Source organism: Kosakonia sp. AG348, from assembly GCF_003337365.1.
Lineage (GTDB): Bacteria > Pseudomonadota > Gammaproteobacteria > Enterobacterales > Enterobacteriaceae > Kosakonia.
Genome location: NZ_QPJR01000006.1, coordinates 40,691 through 56,124 on the forward strand (window position 1 = coordinate 40,691; position 15,434 = coordinate 56,124).

Below are 15,434 nucleotides of genomic sequence, written 5' to 3' on the forward strand. Positions count from 1 at the left end.
GTTTTAGTTTAACTTGTACTGAGGAAAACCTAATGTCCAAAATCGTTAAAGTCATCGGTCGTGAAATCATCGACTCCCGTGGTAACCCGACTGTTGAAGCCGAAGTACACCTGGAAGGTGGTTTCGTAGGTCTGGCTGCTGCGCCGTCAGGTGCTTCCACTGGTTCCCGCGAAGCGCTGGAACTGCGCGATGGCGACAAATCCCGCTTCATGGGTAAAGGCGTACTGAAAGCGGTTGGCGCGGTTAACGGCCCGATCGCTCAGGCAATCCTGGGTAAAGACGCGAAAGACCAGGCCGGCATCGACAAAATCATGATCGATCTGGATGGTACCGAAAACAAATCCAACTTCGGCGCGAACGCAATCCTGGCTGTTTCTCTGGCTACCGCTAAAGCTGCTGCTGCTTCTAAAGGCCTGCCGCTGTACGCACACATCGCTGAACTGAACGGCACCCCAGGTAAATACTCCATGCCGGTTCCGATGATGAACATCATCAACGGTGGTGAGCACGCTGATAACAACGTCGACATTCAGGAATTCATGATTCAGCCGGTTGGCGCGAAAACCCTGAAAGAAGCTGTACGTATGGGTTCAGAAGTGTTCCATAACCTGGCGAAAGTACTGAAATCCAAAGGCATGAACACCGCTGTGGGTGACGAAGGTGGCTACGCGCCGAACCTGGGTTCCAACGCAGAAGCACTGGCTGTTATCGCTGAAGCGGTTAAAGCTGCGGGCTACGAGCTGGGCAAAGACATCACTCTGGCGATGGACTGTGCAGCATCTGAGTTCTACAAAGACGGTAAATACGTTCTGGCTGGCGAAGGCAACAAAGCGTTCACCTCTGAAGAGTTCACTCACTTCCTGGAAGATCTGACCAAACAGTATCCGATCGTTTCCATCGAAGATGGTCTGGACGAATCTGACTGGACTGGCTTTGCTTACCAGACCAAAGTGCTGGGCGACAAAATCCAGCTGGTTGGCGACGACCTGTTCGTAACCAACACCAAGATCCTGAAAGAAGGCATCGAAAAAGGCATCGTTAACTCCATCCTGATCAAATTCAACCAGATCGGTTCTCTGACCGAAACGCTGGCTGCGATCAAAATGGCGAAAGACGCTGGCTACACCGCTGTCATCTCTCACCGTTCTGGCGAAACTGAAGACGCTACCATCGCTGACCTGGCTGTTGGTACCGCTGCAGGCCAGATCAAAACTGGTTCTATGAGCCGTTCTGACCGCGTTGCTAAATACAACCAGCTGATTCGTATCGAAGAAGCGCTGGGTGAACAAGCGCCGTTCAACGGTCGTAAAGAGATCAAAGGCCAGGCGTAATCGCTAAGCGTTGATCAAATAAAAATGCCAGTCAGTTGACTGGCATTTTTTTTGGGCTTTTGACTACTTAAAGTCGACTTCCATCTGCTGCGGAATCGTCAGGCCGCGCGTTGTCTGCACGCAGCGGGCGATATAATCGGTAAAGCGCGGCGGCTTCGGCATACCCATGCTGAGCAGCTTGTCATTGCTGAAACGCACGTTAAGCGTGGCAAACGCTCCGTAGAGACGCATCGCTTTCAGCATCAGGCGCTCGTTGCACGGCCCGAAGATATCCTTCAGCTCGCGGCGCATTTTCACCAGCGTTTCATAGCTCACCTGCGCGTATTTATCGCCAACCGGGGCTTTTTCCAGTGCCTTCGCCATTGCCCGGTCGATATCGGCAAAGCGGACGCTATTCTCTTCCCCGGCCGAGATATGCACCACTTCACCCTGTGCAATCTCTCCACTTAGCAGCATCAGCAGCGCGTCGGCGCAGTAATCCACCGGGATCACATCCACGCGATCTTCCAGTGAACACATAAATTTTTGCAGCATCAGCCCCATGCTGAACACCCAGAAGATACTGGTAGACGGGGTGCAGCCATGGCTGGTATGGCCGACAACAATCGACGGACGTGCGATCACCAGCGGCAACTGCGGGCACTCTTTGCGCATCAGTTGTTCGATAGTGGATTTGGAGTGCGTATAGGTCACCAGATGCTCGGCATTCTCGCGAAACTCGCTGCTTTCCGGTACCAGTGAATCTGGCTCCGGGGTGCATGACATCGCGGTGCCCACGTGCAGAAAACGCTGTAACCCGGCGACTTGCGACATGCGGCGTGCAAACGTCAGCGTGCCTTCCACGTTGACTTTCCAGACCAACGGATTATTACCAAAAGAGGCCACCGCTGCGCAGTTCAGCACATGGGTGACATTTTCCAGCCGTGGATCAGTAATAAAACCTTCTGGTTCGCCCAAATCACCGAGCAGGATCTGCGACGTTGAAAGTGATTTCAGTACCTCATCGCTGAGGTTGAACTTGCGCATATTGCTTTTAACGCGCGCAAGCCCGGCTTCGCTATCTTCGGCACGAACCAGCAGCAATAAATTCATCGGTAGATTGTCGTGAAGAATTTTTTCTAATACCGCCCCGCCAAGAAACCCAGTGACACCCGTAATCAATAATGTATTCATCAACGCTTTCTCATCATGGTTGTTCTGGCGGATTGTAGGCACAGAAAGCTAAACGCCATATCAATAAAATGGCGTACAAAAACGGGGTTTCTTAAGCTGGTTTTAAGGAAGAAAACGCAGGGGATTTGTCTACGACAACCAATAAAATAAAAAGATTCCGTCACGCTGTGGGAAATATTTATATCGATGATATTTAATGGATTATTTTTATTTTGTTAGCCTGCAAATTATTTATAAATTCAATTCAAAATGTAAAATAAATAATATCTGGTTACACCATTACTTTTGCGCTTTATGACTCACCAGTTCCCCGAAGCGCCGCCGCCGTCACTCGAACCGCCACCACCACTGAAACTGTCGCTACTGCTATGGCTGGAACTCTCGCTGCTGGTATAAGTGGTCGTGTCGGTGCTGGTCTCGCCTCCACGCGAATAAGTAAGTTGCCTGCTCTCACGATATTTTTGCCGGCCTGCGACGGTAAGCCGCTGCGGGTAAATTAACCATACGCACAAAATCATCAGTAAAATAAAGGCGGGCACGGCAGCGCAGAATATCGTAAAAGGCAGCAGCAAAGGGTGTTGTTCACTGTAAGCGAACAAAATCACGGCCAGAGGGCAGGCGATAAGAAACAGTCCTGTCAGCGTGAGGATTTTGCCTTTGACCGTCAGGGCAATGATAACCACCGCCAATATAATTAAACTCTTCCACAGGGAAAACCAGGCAGCCATTTGCTCGAAAAATGACGGTGGTTGAGCTTTGGGTAGTGGCTGGCTGGCAAGCACGGTGCTGATCCCCTCAACGCCGCGCACAATTCCGGTATTCAGGTCATTCTGCCGGAAGGCTGGAATCATATATTCATCAATGATTTGCTTCGCCAGCGCGTTGGTTAACATGCCCTCAAGGCCGCTTCCTACCTCGATACGCACTTTTCTGTCCTGCCAGGCGACCAGCACCAGCACGCCATCATTACGCCGGGCATCGCCAGGCCGCCAGCGGTTAAAAACCGCGTTGGCAAAGTGTTCAATGGTTTCGCCATTTGTCGTGGATATCAGCAGTACGGCGGTTTGCGTACCCGTGCGGGCGTTGAGATCGCTCACCTGCTGGATAAGCGCCTTACGCTGCCAGAGGCTTAACTGATTTTCGGGATCGTTAACCACGCCATTCATCGGTGGAACAGGCACAGCCAGCGCCGGAAGGGTAAAACTCAGCACCAGCAACAGGGCTAATATGCGCGCCATTTGCATCATCCTTGCGGGGCAAACCAGAGAAAGAACCGCCATAGGATAGCGGCTGATAGCAGGTAATGACAATTTGCCATAACTGATAGTTTTCATTATCAGCAGGTTAAATAGCCCGCCGTGCGCGGCGCAAATGGCACATGATCCCCTGCGGGTTATCTGCAATAATGGCGTTTTTCCCTGCTAATAAGAGCGACGATGCAGTACCCGATTAACGAGATGTTCCAGACCCTGCAAGGCGAGGGTTACTTCACCGGCGTTCCCGCCATTTTTATTCGTTTACAGGGATGCCCGGTTGGTTGCGCCTGGTGCGATACCAAACACACCTGGGATAAGCTCGCGGATCGGGAGGTTTCGCTGTACAGCATTCTCGCGAAGACCAAAGAGAGCGATAAATGGGGCGCGGCAAGCAGTGAAGATCTGCTCGCCATTATCCAGCGCCAGGGCTGGACTGCGCGCCATGTGGTGATTACCGGCGGTGAACCCTGCATTCACGATCTCACCCCGTTGACCACATTGCTGGAGCACAACGGCTTTAGCTGTCAGATTGAAACCAGCGGCACGCACGACGTTCGTACGTCGCACGCCACCTGGGTCACCGTATCGCCGAAAGTAAATATGCGCGGCGGTTATGATGTCCTCCAGCAGGCGCTGGAACGCGCCGATGAGATTAAGCACCCTGTTGGCCGCGTGCGCGATATTGAAGCGCTGGACGAGCTTTTGGCGCAGCTGCACGATGATAAGCAGCGGGTAATCGCCTTGCAGCCGATAAGCCAGAAAGAGGATGCGACACGCTTGTGTATTGAAACCTGTATCGCCCGCAACTGGCGGCTGTCAATGCAGACGCACAAATATCTCAATATTGCTTAATAAAAAACCCGCCGCTGGCGGGTTTTTTATTAATACGCAAGCTAAATATTGATGATTATTCCGAAGTAAATTGTGGTGGTAATTTAAATTTGACCTTTATCAAATGTAACATTGTTTTACTGTGATAGAAGTCATTCGTTGTTTTATCTCTCAAAATAAGTTTGTCTCATTATTATGAGATTTCGCTTTTTCTAAAAGGATTTTGGAACAAGTAATGTCAATAAGATCAATTAATAATTTCTCAATGAGTTTTTTTTCCTTGCAGGGTAAAACTGCGATTGTCACCGGTGGTAATAGTGGGTTAGGGCAGGCATTTTCTGTCGCACTGGCGAAAGCGGGGGCAAATGTTTTTATTCCCGCTATCAGTGCTGACAGTGGGGAAACAGAAGAAGCCATTAAGCAGCAGGGGGCAGAAGCTGAATTCATGGCAATTGATATCACTGAAAAAGATGCGCCAAAAAAAATTATTGCCGCCTGCTGCGAACGTTTTGGTACGGTTGATATCCTGGTGAATAACGCGGGCATCTGCAAAATGAATAATGTCTGGGAGTTTAATCGCACTGATTGGGATCCGATGATTAACGTGAATTTGACGGCCGCCTTTGAATTATGTCATGAAGCGGCAAAAGTGATGGCGAAAAACCTTCGCGGAAAAATTATCAATATTTGTTCGGTGCGTTCATTTTTAGGTCAACAGGGATCTCCCGCCTATTCCGCGACAAAACATGCGCTGGCCGGTTTAACAAAAGCCTATTGCGACGAATTAGCGCAATTTAATATTCAGGTAAACGGTATTGCGCCGGGATATTTCTCCACGGATATCACGCAGATAATTCGTAACGATCGCAAACAATATAAATGGGGAATTGATCACACACCGGCTATGCGCTGGGGAGATACGCAGGATTTAATGGGCGCAGTCATTTTTCTCGCCAGCCGCGCCTCAGATTATGTAAATGGTCATTTACTGGTCGTTGATGGCGGCTATCTGGTGCGTTAAATAGACCGGAGAGGGTGAGCGGAGCAGATAAAGCGTGGGCAAATGTGCTGTCAACCCGCAGGGCTGGCCGGCTCGCAGGTTGACGGTACGAAAGTCGTTTATTCGCCGCGATAAACGCAACCCGCCGTGCAGGTCTCTTTTACCATCACCGCGCTCAGCAGCGGCACCACCGGTTTCATCTGATCCCAAATCCATTTCGCCAGCACTTCGCTGGTGGGGTTTTCCAGCCCTGGGATCTCATTCAAATAGTAGTGATCCAGGCGCTCGTAAAGCGGTTTAAACGCGGCTTTCAGCTCGGCGAAGTCCATAATCCAGCCGGTATAAGGATCCACCTCGCCGGTGATCTCCAGGCGCACCATAAACGAGTGGCCATGCAGACGACCGCATTTGTGCCCCTGCGGGACATGCGGCAGGTGATGAGCGGCTTCGAAAGTGAAATCTTTAAACAACGTGGTCGACATAATGAACTCTCAGGCTTCCAAAAAACCGCCGCATGGTAGCGGAAATGACCTTTTTTAGCATTAATTAAAATCACTAAAAGCGGTTACGACAGAAGCCGAACCGCAATACATTCGTTTTATCAATGTAATTCAATAAGTTATTTAACCTGTTTTAGTGTTATCAACTATAACTAAAACAGGTTAGTCCATTTGGTTATTTATTATTTCCAACCTTTCTTTAATTGTTATTATCCCCACCGTTAACCTTAGTTTCACTTCACTTTTTTAAAATTATATCCCCATGGATTTCGCGACGTTGGCGCGTTCACAGGCTGCGCGAAAGACGAAAGGGAATTGCTACTGGAACAATACGACGCATGACGACCCAGGTCCCACCTTCCGCGTTGCTTCCGCTTAGCCCGGAGCAACTGGCGCGCCTCCAGGCGGCCACCACTGATTTAACACCCACCCAGCTCGCCTGGGTTTCCGGCTATTTCTGGGGCGTGCTGAATCAGCAGCCAGCTGGCGTGGTTGCCGCTGCGACGCCGGTCGCAGAAGCGTTCTCTATTACGCTGATTTCCGCCTCGCAGACCGGTAACGCCCGCCGTGTAGCCGAAGCGCTGCGCGATGATTTATTGGCCGCGAAACTCAATGTTACGCTGGTCAACGCAGGCGACTACAAATTCAAACAGATCGCCAACGAAAAACTGCTGATCGTCGTTGCTTCAACGCAGGGTGAAGGCGAAGCGCCGGAAGAAGCTGTTGCGCTGCATAAGTTCCTGTTCTCGAAAAAAGCGCCAAAACTGGATGGCACCGCTTTTGCGGTCTTCGGTCTGGGCGACACCTCGTATGAGTTTTTCTGCCAGGCCGGGAAAGATTTTGACAGCAAACTGGCTGAGCTGGGGGCTGAACGTCTGCTGGATCGCGTCGATGCCGATGTGGAGTACCAGGCCGCCGCCGCAGAGTGGCGCGCCCGTGTGGTTGAAGTGCTGAAAGCCCGTGCGCCAGCCTCTTCGCCTGTGCAAGCTGCTGTTGCCGCCAGCGGTGCGGTGAATGAAATCGTCTCCAGCCCGTACACCAAAGAAGCACCGCTGAGTGCAAGCCTGTCGGTTAACCAGAAAATCACCGGGCGTAATTCAGAAAAAGATGTGCGTCATATCGAGATCGATTTGGGCGACTCCGGTCTGCGTTACCAGCCGGGCGATGCGCTCGGCGTCTGGTATCAGAACGATCCTGCGTTAGTCAAAGAGCTGGTTGAACTGCTGTGGCTGAAAGGTGATGAGCCCGTCACGGTCGATGGCAAAACCCTGCCGCTTGCCGAAGCGTTGCAGTGGCATTTCGAGTTGACGGTCAACACCGCCAATATCGTGGAAAATTACGCCACCCTGACGCGCAGCGAATCGTTGCTGCCGCTGGTCGGTGATAAAGCGCAGTTGCAGCACTACGCCGCGACCACGCCGATTGTCGATATGGTGCGTTTCTCTCCGGCGCAGCTGGATGCGGACGCGCTGATTGGCCTGCTGCGCCCGCTGACGCCGCGCCTTTACTCCATTGCCTCTTCGCAGGCAGAAGTGGAGAGTGAAGTACATATCACCGTTGGCGTGGTGCGTTATGACGTCGAAGGCCGTGCCCGCGCGGGCGGTGCCTCCAGCTTCCTCGCCGATCGCGTAAAAGAAGAGGGCGAAGTTCGCGTATTTATCGAGCATAACGATAACTTCCGTCTGCCGGCGAACCCGCAAACGCCGGTGATTATGATTGGGCCGGGCACCGGTATTGCGCCGTTCCGCGCCTTTATGCAGCAGCGCGCCGCCGATGACGCGCCAGGCAAAAACTGGTTGTTCTTTGGCAACCCACACTTTACCGAAGATTTCCTCTACCAGGTTGAGTGGCAGCGCTATGTGAAAGAGGGCGTGCTGAACCGCATCGATTTGGCCTGGTCCAGAGATCAAAAAGAAAAAGTTTACGTACAAGACAAACTGCGCGAACAGGGCGCGGAACTGTGGCGCTGGATCAACGACGGCGCGCACATTTATGTCTGCGGCGACGCCAACCGCATGGCGAAAGACGTTGAGCAGGCTTTACTGGATGTGATTGCCGAATTTGGTGGCATGGACACCGAAGCGGCGGATGAATTTTTAAGTGAGCTGCGCGTTGAGCGCCGTTATCAGCGAGATGTCTACTAATGAGCGAAAAACACCCCGGCCCACTGGTGGTCGAAGGCAAACTGACCGACGCCGAACGCATGAAACGCGAAAGCAACTACCTGCGCGGTACGATTGCGGAAGATTTGCATGACGGTCTGACCGGCGGCTTCAAAGGCGACAACTTTCTGCTGATCCGTTTTCACGGCATGTATCAGCAAGACGATCGCGATATCCGCGCCGAGCGTGCTGAGCAAAAGCTGGAGCCGCGCCACGCGATGATGCTGCGTTGCCGCCTGCCGGGCGGCGTTATCACCACCAAACAGTGGCAGGCGATTGATCAATTCGCCCATGACAACACCATTTACGGCAGCATCCGCCTGACCAACCGTCAGACGTTCCAGTTTCACGGCATTTTGAAGAAAAATGTGAAACCGGCGCACCAGATGCTGCACTCCGTTGGGCTGGACGCACTGGCGACCGCCAACGACATGAACCGTAACGTGCTCTGTACCTCGAACCCGTACGAATCTGAACTGCACGCTGAAGCCTACGAATGGGCGAAAAAGATCTCCGAACATCTGCTGCCGCGCACCCGGGCTTATGCCGAGATCTGGCTCGATCAGGAAAAAGTGGCCACCACGGATGAAGAGCCGATCTTAGGCCAGACTTACTTGCCGCGTAAGTTTAAAACTACGGTGGTTATCCCGCCGCAGAACGACATCGATCTGCACGCCAACGACATGAACTTCGTGGCGATTGCGGAAAACGGCAAGCTGGTGGGCTTTAACCTGCTGGTTGGCGGCGGTTTGTCTATCGAGCATGGTAACAAGAAAACATATGCCCGCACGGCGAGCGAATTCGGTTATCTGCCGCTGGAGCACACGCTGGCGGTCGCGGAAGCGGTGGTTACGACGCAGCGCGACTGGGGTAACCGTACCGATCGTAAAAACGCCAAAACCAAATACACCCTTGAGCGCGTGGGCGTTGAAACCTTCAAAGCGGAAGTTGAACGCCGCGCCGGGATCAAATTTGAACCGATCCGTCCGTATGAATTTACCGGTCGTGGCGATCGCATCGGCTGGGTGAAAGGCATCGACAATAAATGGCACCTGACGCTGTTTATTGAAAACGGCCGTATTCTGGATTACCCGGGACGACCGCTGAAAACCGGCCTGCTGGAAATTGCGAAGATCCACAAAGGCGAGTTCCGCATTACCGCTAACCAGAACCTGATCATCGCCGGGGTGCCGGAAAGCCAGAAAGCGAAGATCGAAAAACTGGCGCGCAGCCACGGGCTGATGGACGCGGTAAAACCGCAGCGCGAAAACTCCATGGCCTGCGTGTCATTCCCGACCTGCCCGCTGGCGATGGCGGAAGCCGAGCGTTTCCTGCCTTCGTTTGTCGATAAAGTCGAAGCGCTGATGGAAAAACACGGCGTGGGCGATGACCATATTGTGCTGCGTGTGACCGGCTGCCCGAACGGCTGCGGTCGTGCGATGCTGGCGGAGATCGGCCTGGTGGGTAAAGCGCCGGGACGCTATAACTTGCATATCGGCGGTAATCGCAGTGGTACACGCATTCCGCGCATGTACCGCGAAAACATTACTGAACCCGAAATTCTTGGTGCTATCGACGAACTGGTCGCACGCTGGGCGCACGAGCGTGAAGAGGGCGAAGGTTTTGGCGACTTCACCATCCGCGCTGGAATTATCCGCCCGGTGCTCGATCCGGCGCGGGATTTCTGGGAATAACGCCTGATTCCTTCCTCCCCGATCGGGGAGGAAGAGGTGATAAGAGAGGTCAATATGTCCGTACTCGATCTGAACGCGCTAAACGAGCTGCCCAAAGTAGACCGCATACTGCAGCTTTCTGAAACCAACGCGCAGCTTGAGAAACTCAGCGCTGAAGAGCGTGTCGCCTGGGCGCTGGAAAACCTGCCGGGTGAATATGTGCTCTCCTCAAGTTTTGGTATTCAGGCGGCGGTGAGCCTGCATCTGGTAAACCAGGTGCGTCCGGATATCCCGGTGATCCTCACCGATACCGGCTACCTGTTTCCGGAAACCTACCAGTTTATCGACGAGCTCACGGATAAGCTCAAGCTGAACCTGAAAATCTACCGCGCCGAGCACAGCCCGGCCTGGCAGGAGGCGCGCTACGGCAAGCTGTGGGAGCAGGGCGTTGAAGGGATTGAAAAATACAATCACATCAACAAAGTTGAGCCGATGAACCGCGCGCTGGCCGAACTGAACGCGAAAACCTGGTTCGCCGGGCTGCGCCGCGAGCAATCCGGCAGCCGCGCCACATTGCCGGTGCTGGCTATTCAGCGCGGCGTGTTCAAAGTGCTGCCGATCATCGACTGGGATAACCGCACGGTCTACCAGTACCTGCAAAAACACGGGCTGAACTACCACCCGCTGTGGGATCAGGGCTACCTTTCGGTGGGCGACACGCATACCACCCGCAAATGGGAGCCAGGCATGGCAGAAGAAGAGACCCGCTTCTTTGGCCTGAAACGCGAATGCGGGCTGCACGAAGGTTAATGTTCTCCCTCTCCTTTACCGGAGAGGGTTATTGTTACCCCATCACACTCACATGCGCCGCCACAATGCGCCAGCCCCACGGGAACTTCACCCAGGTCTGCATCTGGCGGCCAATTTTCTCGCTGTTTTCCCGCGTAAACTCGGTGCTCGCGACCGCCATATCATCGCCAAAAGTGGTGATAGTGGTATTGCGTAGCACGCGCTCAAGCCCGCTTGAGGGGCGAGCGTTGCGAAAATCGCGGATCGCGGCAATGCCGTACAGGTTTTCGGTGGCGCCGTAACGCACGGTGCGTGCGTCATCCCAGAACAACTCGTCCAGCACATCGATATCGTTGCTGATAAGCGCCTGCTCATAGCGGTAAAACGCGGTGGTCACTTCATTGAGGATCGCCGGGCGATCAACATTATCTCGGTTCATGCTGCATCCTGTGGAAAAAGAAGACCGGCCTGCTCCAGCCGCCATGCCGCCTGTAAACAGCGCGCTTCCTGCCAGGGCGCGCCAATAATCTGTACGCCTGTCGGTAAACCGCAGGCGGTTTTCAGCGCCACGGTGACCACCGGCAAGCCAAGAAAGGAGATTGGCTGCGTCAGCATCCCCATGCTTGCTTTTATGGGTAAATCGACACCATTGATATGCATGGTCTGTGCGCCAATCGGCGTGGCACAGCAGGGCGTTGCCGGGGCTAACAGCAGATCAACGTCATCGAAAAGCGGCAGCGTTTTGTCGCGAAACCAGGCGCGGAACCGCTGTGCCTGCGTGTACCAGGCCGAGGGGGTCATCGCGCCCGCCAGCAGGCGTTCGCGCGAATTGGGTTCGAACGCGTCAGCGTCGGTGCGCAGGGCGGGTAAATAGTGGTTGCCGCCTTCCGCTGCCGACAGCAAAAAGGCCGCCGTTCGCGCCAGTTCCGCTTCCGGCAGCGTTATCGCATTGTCAGCATTCAGCGCTCGCGCGACACGGGCAACGGCCTTGCGCGCATCATCATCGCACCAGGTGGTGAAATACCCCTCCAGCACGGCGCAGCGCAGCCTGCTTTCCCCATGCAACTGCGGCAAGGCGGCATCACTGGCGCGATCGGACTGCCAGCGATCGTCGGGATCGTGACCTTGCAAAGCGTCATATACCTGCGTTAAATCCTCAACGCTACGCGCCAGCGGGCCGATATGATCGAGGCTGGCGACAAACGGATGGCTACCGCTACGCGACAGACGGCCAAATGTCGGTTTCAGCCCGTTAATACCGCACAGGGATGCGGGTACGCGAATTGATCCGTTGGTGTCACTACCGAGCGAAAAATTGACCATCCCCGCGGCGACAGCTGCGGCCGAACCGCCGGACGAGCCGCCCGCAATACGCTCGGGATCGCGTGGGTTGCGCGTTGCGCCGTAGTGGCTGTTTTCGGTGGTAAAACCATAGGCGTAGGCATCCATATTCAGCGCCCCGGCGAGCATCGCGCCCGCGCGCGTCAACTGGCGAAGCGCGAAGGCATCTTCCGTAGCCGGTGGCTGCTGGCTGAAGAGTTTCGCCCCGGCAAGTGTGGTGACACCTTCAACATCAAACAGGTTTTTTACTCCATACGGCACGCCTGCCAGCGCGGGCAATGCTTCGCCCTTCGCGATTTGCCGGTCGATTTGCGCGGCCTCAGCCAGCATTCGCATAGCAGTGATGGCGGTGAAGGCGTTGATGCGCGGATTGTCGCGCTCAACGTGCGCCAGCGTCTGCTGCGCCAGCTCGCAGGCGCTGAAGGTTTTTTCCCGCAGACCGCGCCGGATATCAGCAATCGATAAATTCATAACCGGTACTCTCCTGCGCCTTCCTGGCGATGCGGCAGCGTAAAGGCCATCAGCGGTTGCGCCATCGCGGCGATTCTGGCGAGCTGGATTTCCAGTTCGGCGCGGCGTGCATCATCCAGCGGGACATCAAGCAGTTGTTCCATCAGTCGGATATAGGTGGGCCAGTCAAAAGGTGTATTCATCATTGCTCCTTAAAACCCTGCTGCGCTGCCGTTACTGCGCGGATCGTAAGCCCCTTCCAGCATGCCGCTGGGGTGGCGCACAATCGCCCCTGCGTGCCCGGTGGCTTCGCTCATTCCCGGCAACCACTCAACGTCATGGCCCAGCGCGCGCAGCGCCTGAAATGTCTCTTCGCTAAAGCGTCCTTCCAGTTTCAGGCTATCGGAAAGCTGCCCCCACGTGCGGCCCAGCAACCAGCGCGGGGCGCAAACCGCCTCCTGCAACGGCATGCCCTGCATGACATGGCGGGTAAAAATAGCGGCCTGCGTTTGCGGCTGCCCGTCGCCGCCCATGGTGCCGTAAACCAGCGTGCGCCCGTCTTTCAGCCGCGCGGCGGCGGGGTTTAAGGTATGAAACGGCTGTTTGCCAGGCATCAGCGCCAGCAGATGCGCCGGATCGAGGCTAAAGGCCGCGCCACGGTTTTGCAGCAGCACGCCACTTTCCGGTAGCACCACGCCGCTGCCAAATTCGTGATAAATACTTTGGATAAACGACACCGCCAGCCCGTTTTTGTCGATAACTCCCATCCACACGGTATCGCCTGGCCCTTTCCCCTGACCCCAGGGCGCGGCGCGTTGCTCATCAATGCTGGCCGCCAGTTGCTCCAGCGGCGCTTGTTCCAGCAGGCTCTGTACCGGCAGCGTGACGTGGCGAGGATCGGTGATGTAGCGATCGCGCAGGGCGAAGGCTTTCTTGGTCGCTTCCACAATGCGGTGAATGGTCTGCACGTCGCTGGCCTGCGCCATCTCCAGATGGTCGGTAATGCCGAGGATAGCCAGCGATACCAGCCCCTGCGTCGGCGGCGTCATATTGAAAATTTCGCCCTGGCTATGGCTGAGCTTCAACGGCACGCGGCGCTGGGCACGATGGTTCGCCAGATCCTGGGCGGTCACGGGCAAACCCAACGTCTGCATTTCACGGGCGATCACCTGCGCCAGCGAGCCACGGTAAAAGCTCTCCAGCCCTTCGGTGGCAAGCTGGGTCAGCGTGCGGGCGAGTTTCGGCTGGCAAAAGCGGCTGCCGGCCAGTGGGGCGTTGCCTTGCGGTAAAAAGGTGTCTGCAAAACCGGGGATATCCACCAGTTCCGCATATTTACTTTGCGTAGCGCTGGCCTGCGACTGGGTCACCGGGATGCCGTCGGCGGCGTAGCGGATCGCATCGGCCAGTAACCGTGAGAGCGGAAGCTGCCCGCCACCGAGCGTGGCGGAGACCTTCAGCGCCTCATCCCAGCCGCTGAGCGTGCCGGGTACGGTCAGCGCAGCAAGCGTACCGCGATGGGGAATATGTGCGTGACCGGCATAAAATTCGCACGTTGCGTGTTGTCCGGCCGCGCCGCTGGCGTCGATGGCGAGCGGTTCACCTTCTGGCGGCACAATCAACCAGAAGCCATCGCCACCGATGCCGTTCATGTGCGGGTAGGCTACTGCAATCGTTGCTGCTGCCGCCACCATCGCTTCAATCGCGTCGCCGCCGTGGCGCAACACCGACAACGCCGATTCGCTGGCGAGATGGTGCGGTGTCACCGCCATGCCGGAGGGGGCCATATTACTTTGCATCGTCACGCTTCCTGTTTTTGCGGGTAAGTGCAGAACACTAAGCAAGAGCTGTTCCAGATTGACGACAGGCGTTTCACTGTGTCAGCTTAGCCTGAAACAAAAGTTGCAGGAGAAGCTATGCAGCAGCTGGATGAGCGTTTACGGGCGAGCTTTGACGAGCTATCCCCGCAGGAACAACGGGTTGCCTCGTTTATCATCGATCATTTCGACGATCTGGTGAGCTATAACAGCGCCGAGCTGGCGCGCTTGAGCGGGGTATCGAAAGCGACTGTCAGCCGCTTGTTTAAGCGCCTGGGCTACGATCGTTTCAAAGAGATGCGCGATGAACTGCGCACGCTGCGCCAGAGTGGTATGCCGCTGACCGAGAACCGCGACGCGGTGCAGGGCAACACATTGCTGGCGCGCCATTACAAGCAGGAGATGGCGAACCTGACGCTGTGGGTCAATACGCTGGATGCCGGGCAATTCGCCGAAATCGTCACCGCGCTCAATACCGCGAAGCGGGTTTTTATTTTGGGGCTGCGTAACAGCGCCCCTGTGGCGTTACACCTGCGCCAGCAGCTGCTGCAAAGCCGTGGTCAGGTGCTGCTGATGCCGCAGCCGGGGCAGACGCTGGCGGAAGAAGTGGTCGATATCACCCCGCAGGATATGGTGGTGGTGGTGGCGTTTCGCCGCCGCCCGCGCGTGGTGCGCCCGCTGCTGGCGGTGTTGCATCAGCAGGGCATTCCGCTGCTGGCAATCAGTGAGCCGCAGGCGGCCAGCATTAAGCCGCTGTGCCGCTGGCACATCGGTTTGCCGCTGGAGAGCGTCTCCGCGTTCGACAGCTACAGCAGCGCCATGAGCCTGGTTAATTTGCTGTCCAATGCCGTGCTGCACACCGCGCTGAGCGAAGGGCGTCAGCGCATTCACCACATCGCTTCCCTGTACGATGAACTGGATGAGCTTGAACACCGTTAATGCACCATAAAGGTGCTTATGCACCATCCTGATGTGTTATGACGGGGCGTTAAGTGCCCCGTTTTCTTATGGTTTTTGGCATGAAATAGCGGCTATCCAGCGCTGGTGTCGTTTTTTTGTCTGTGGCACATTAGTTGCAGAAATTAATTCAAAGAATCTTTTGTTTCATATTTCA

The 15,434-nt window shown here is 55.2% G+C and carries 14 protein-coding genes; 7 read left to right on the top strand and 7 right to left on the bottom strand.

Going from position 1 to position 15,434, the window contains the following annotated elements; genetic code table 11:
• Nucleotides 1-32 precede the first annotated feature (32 nt).
• Nucleotides 33-1,331, top strand: coding sequence for a phosphopyruvate hydratase (eno, locus tag DFO56_RS15405; RefSeq protein WP_045513298.1), 1,299 nt, complete (start codon nt 33-35; stop codon nt 1,329-1,331).
• A gap of 63 nt (nt 1,332-1,394) precedes the next feature.
• Here eno and DFO56_RS15410 read toward each other — a convergent pair whose 3' ends face one another.
• Both DFO56_RS15410 and DFO56_RS15415 read right to left on the bottom strand, forming a co-directional pair.
• Nucleotides 1,395-2,504, bottom strand: a complete 1,110-nt coding sequence (locus DFO56_RS15410) for an SDR family oxidoreductase (protein ID WP_045513295.1) — start codon at nt 2,502-2,504, stop codon at nt 1,395-1,397.
• A gap of 299 nt (nt 2,505-2,803) precedes the next feature.
• Complete coding sequence (locus DFO56_RS15415) at nt 2,804-3,742, bottom strand: YgcG family protein (protein WP_045513293.1); 939 nt, start codon at nt 3,740-3,742, stop codon at nt 2,804-2,806.
• A gap of 198 nt (nt 3,743-3,940) precedes the next feature.
• Here DFO56_RS15415 and queE point away from each other — a divergent pair, with 198 nt between their 5' ends.
• Nucleotides 3,941-4,612 (top strand): 7-carboxy-7-deazaguanine synthase QueE, encoded by a 672-nt coding sequence (queE, locus tag DFO56_RS15420; RefSeq protein ID WP_045513290.1) that lies wholly within the window; start codon nt 3,941-3,943, stop codon nt 4,610-4,612.
• Nucleotides 4,613-4,826: 214 nt separating this feature from the next.
• Nucleotides 4,827-5,612, top strand: coding sequence for an SDR family oxidoreductase (locus DFO56_RS15425; protein WP_045513288.1), 786 nt, complete (start codon nt 4,827-4,829; stop codon nt 5,610-5,612).
• Between the two features lie 98 nt (nt 5,613-5,710).
• Here the strand turns inward: DFO56_RS15425 and queD are convergent, their stop codons facing one another.
• A complete protein-coding gene (gene queD / locus DFO56_RS15430; RefSeq protein WP_017458754.1) occupies nt 5,711-6,073 on the bottom strand; it encodes a 6-carboxytetrahydropterin synthase QueD in 363 nt (120 codons plus the stop codon).
• A 356-nt stretch (nt 6,074-6,429) separates the two neighbouring features.
• Here queD and cysJ point away from each other — a divergent pair, with 356 nt between their 5' ends.
• Genes cysJ through cysH form a run of 3 tightly spaced genes read left to right on the top strand, consistent with a single transcriptional unit; the run spans nt 6,430 to nt 10,736 of the window.
• The gene (gene cysJ / locus DFO56_RS15435) at nt 6,430-8,235 is read left to right on the top strand and encodes an NADPH-dependent assimilatory sulfite reductase flavoprotein subunit (RefSeq protein ID WP_045513286.1); all 1,806 of its coding nucleotides are present in this window, start codon (nt 6,430-6,432) and stop codon (nt 8,233-8,235) included.
• Nucleotides 8,235-9,947, top strand: coding sequence for an assimilatory sulfite reductase (NADPH) hemoprotein subunit (gene cysI / locus DFO56_RS15440; protein ID WP_045513284.1), 1,713 nt, complete (start codon nt 8,235-8,237; stop codon nt 9,945-9,947). Before cysJ ends, cysI begins: the two co-directional genes overlap by 1 nt.
• A gap of 54 nt (nt 9,948-10,001) precedes the next feature.
• Complete coding sequence (gene cysH / locus DFO56_RS15445; protein WP_045513282.1) at nt 10,002-10,736, top strand: phosphoadenosine phosphosulfate reductase; 735 nt, start codon at nt 10,002-10,004, stop codon at nt 10,734-10,736.
• Nucleotides 10,737-10,770: 34 nt separating this feature from the next.
• Here cysH and hpxZ read toward each other — a convergent pair whose 3' ends face one another.
• From hpxZ to ggt, 4 genes are read right to left on the bottom strand one after another with little or no spacing between them, the layout of a single operon-like run.
• Nucleotides 10,771-11,154 (bottom strand): oxalurate catabolism protein HpxZ, encoded by a 384-nt coding sequence (gene hpxZ, locus DFO56_RS15450; protein WP_045513280.1) that lies wholly within the window; start codon nt 11,152-11,154, stop codon nt 10,771-10,773.
• Nucleotides 11,151-12,527 carry an AtzE family amidohydrolase gene (locus DFO56_RS15455; RefSeq protein ID WP_045513278.1) on the bottom strand — a complete coding sequence of 459 codons (1,377 nt, stop codon included), beginning with the start codon at nt 12,525-12,527 and terminating at the stop codon, nt 11,151-11,153. Before DFO56_RS15455 ends, hpxZ begins: the two co-directional genes overlap by 4 nt.
• On the bottom strand, nt 12,524-12,709 hold the full coding sequence (hpxX, locus tag DFO56_RS15460; RefSeq protein ID WP_020456672.1) for an oxalurate catabolism protein HpxX: 186 nt from the start codon (nt 12,707-12,709) through the stop codon (nt 12,524-12,526). Before hpxX ends, DFO56_RS15455 begins: the two co-directional genes overlap by 4 nt.
• Before the next feature lie 9 nt (nt 12,710-12,718).
• Nucleotides 12,719-14,302, bottom strand: a complete 1,584-nt coding sequence (gene ggt / locus DFO56_RS15465) for a gamma-glutamyltransferase (protein WP_045513275.1) — start codon at nt 14,300-14,302, stop codon at nt 12,719-12,721.
• A 117-nt stretch (nt 14,303-14,419) separates the two neighbouring features.
• On the opposite strand from ggt, the gene DFO56_RS15470 reads away from it, so the two are divergent.
• Entirely contained in the window at nt 14,420-15,259 is an 840-nt protein-coding gene (locus tag DFO56_RS15470; RefSeq protein ID WP_020456674.1) for a MurR/RpiR family transcriptional regulator, read from the top strand.
• Nucleotides 15,260-15,434: the final 175 nt, after the last annotated feature.

Coding starts and splice junctions, on each gene's coding strand:
- ggt (WP_045513275.1), bottom strand. CDS start 14,302: ATGCAAAGTAATATGGCCCCCTCCGGCATGGCGGTGACACCGCACCAT.
- hpxX (WP_020456672.1), bottom strand. CDS start 12,709: ATGAATACACCTTTTGACTGGCCCACCTATATCCGACTGATGGAACAA.
- eno (WP_045513298.1), top strand. CDS start 33: ATGTCCAAAATCGTTAAAGTCATCGGTCGTGAAATCATCGACTCCCGT.
- cysI (WP_045513284.1), top strand. CDS start 8,235: ATGAGCGAAAAACACCCCGGCCCACTGGTGGTCGAAGGCAAACTGACC.
- queD (WP_017458754.1), bottom strand. CDS start 6,073: ATGTCGACCACGTTGTTTAAAGATTTCACTTTCGAAGCCGCTCATCAC.
- DFO56_RS15470 (WP_020456674.1), top strand. CDS start 14,420: ATGCAGCAGCTGGATGAGCGTTTACGGGCGAGCTTTGACGAGCTATCC.
- cysJ (WP_045513286.1), top strand. CDS start 6,430: ATGACGACCCAGGTCCCACCTTCCGCGTTGCTTCCGCTTAGCCCGGAG.
- queE (WP_045513290.1), top strand. CDS start 3,941: ATGCAGTACCCGATTAACGAGATGTTCCAGACCCTGCAAGGCGAGGGT.
- hpxZ (WP_045513280.1), bottom strand. CDS start 11,154: ATGAACCGAGATAATGTTGATCGCCCGGCGATCCTCAATGAAGTGACC.
- DFO56_RS15410 (WP_045513295.1), bottom strand. CDS start 2,504: ATGAATACATTATTGATTACGGGTGTCACTGGGTTTCTTGGCGGGGCG.
- DFO56_RS15425 (WP_045513288.1), top strand. CDS start 4,827: ATGTCAATAAGATCAATTAATAATTTCTCAATGAGTTTTTTTTCCTTG.
- DFO56_RS15455 (WP_045513278.1), bottom strand. CDS start 12,527: ATGAATTTATCGATTGCTGATATCCGGCGCGGTCTGCGGGAAAAAACC.
- cysH (WP_045513282.1), top strand. CDS start 10,002: ATGTCCGTACTCGATCTGAACGCGCTAAACGAGCTGCCCAAAGTAGAC.
- DFO56_RS15415 (WP_045513293.1), bottom strand. CDS start 3,742: ATGGCGCGCATATTAGCCCTGTTGCTGGTGCTGAGTTTTACCCTTCCG.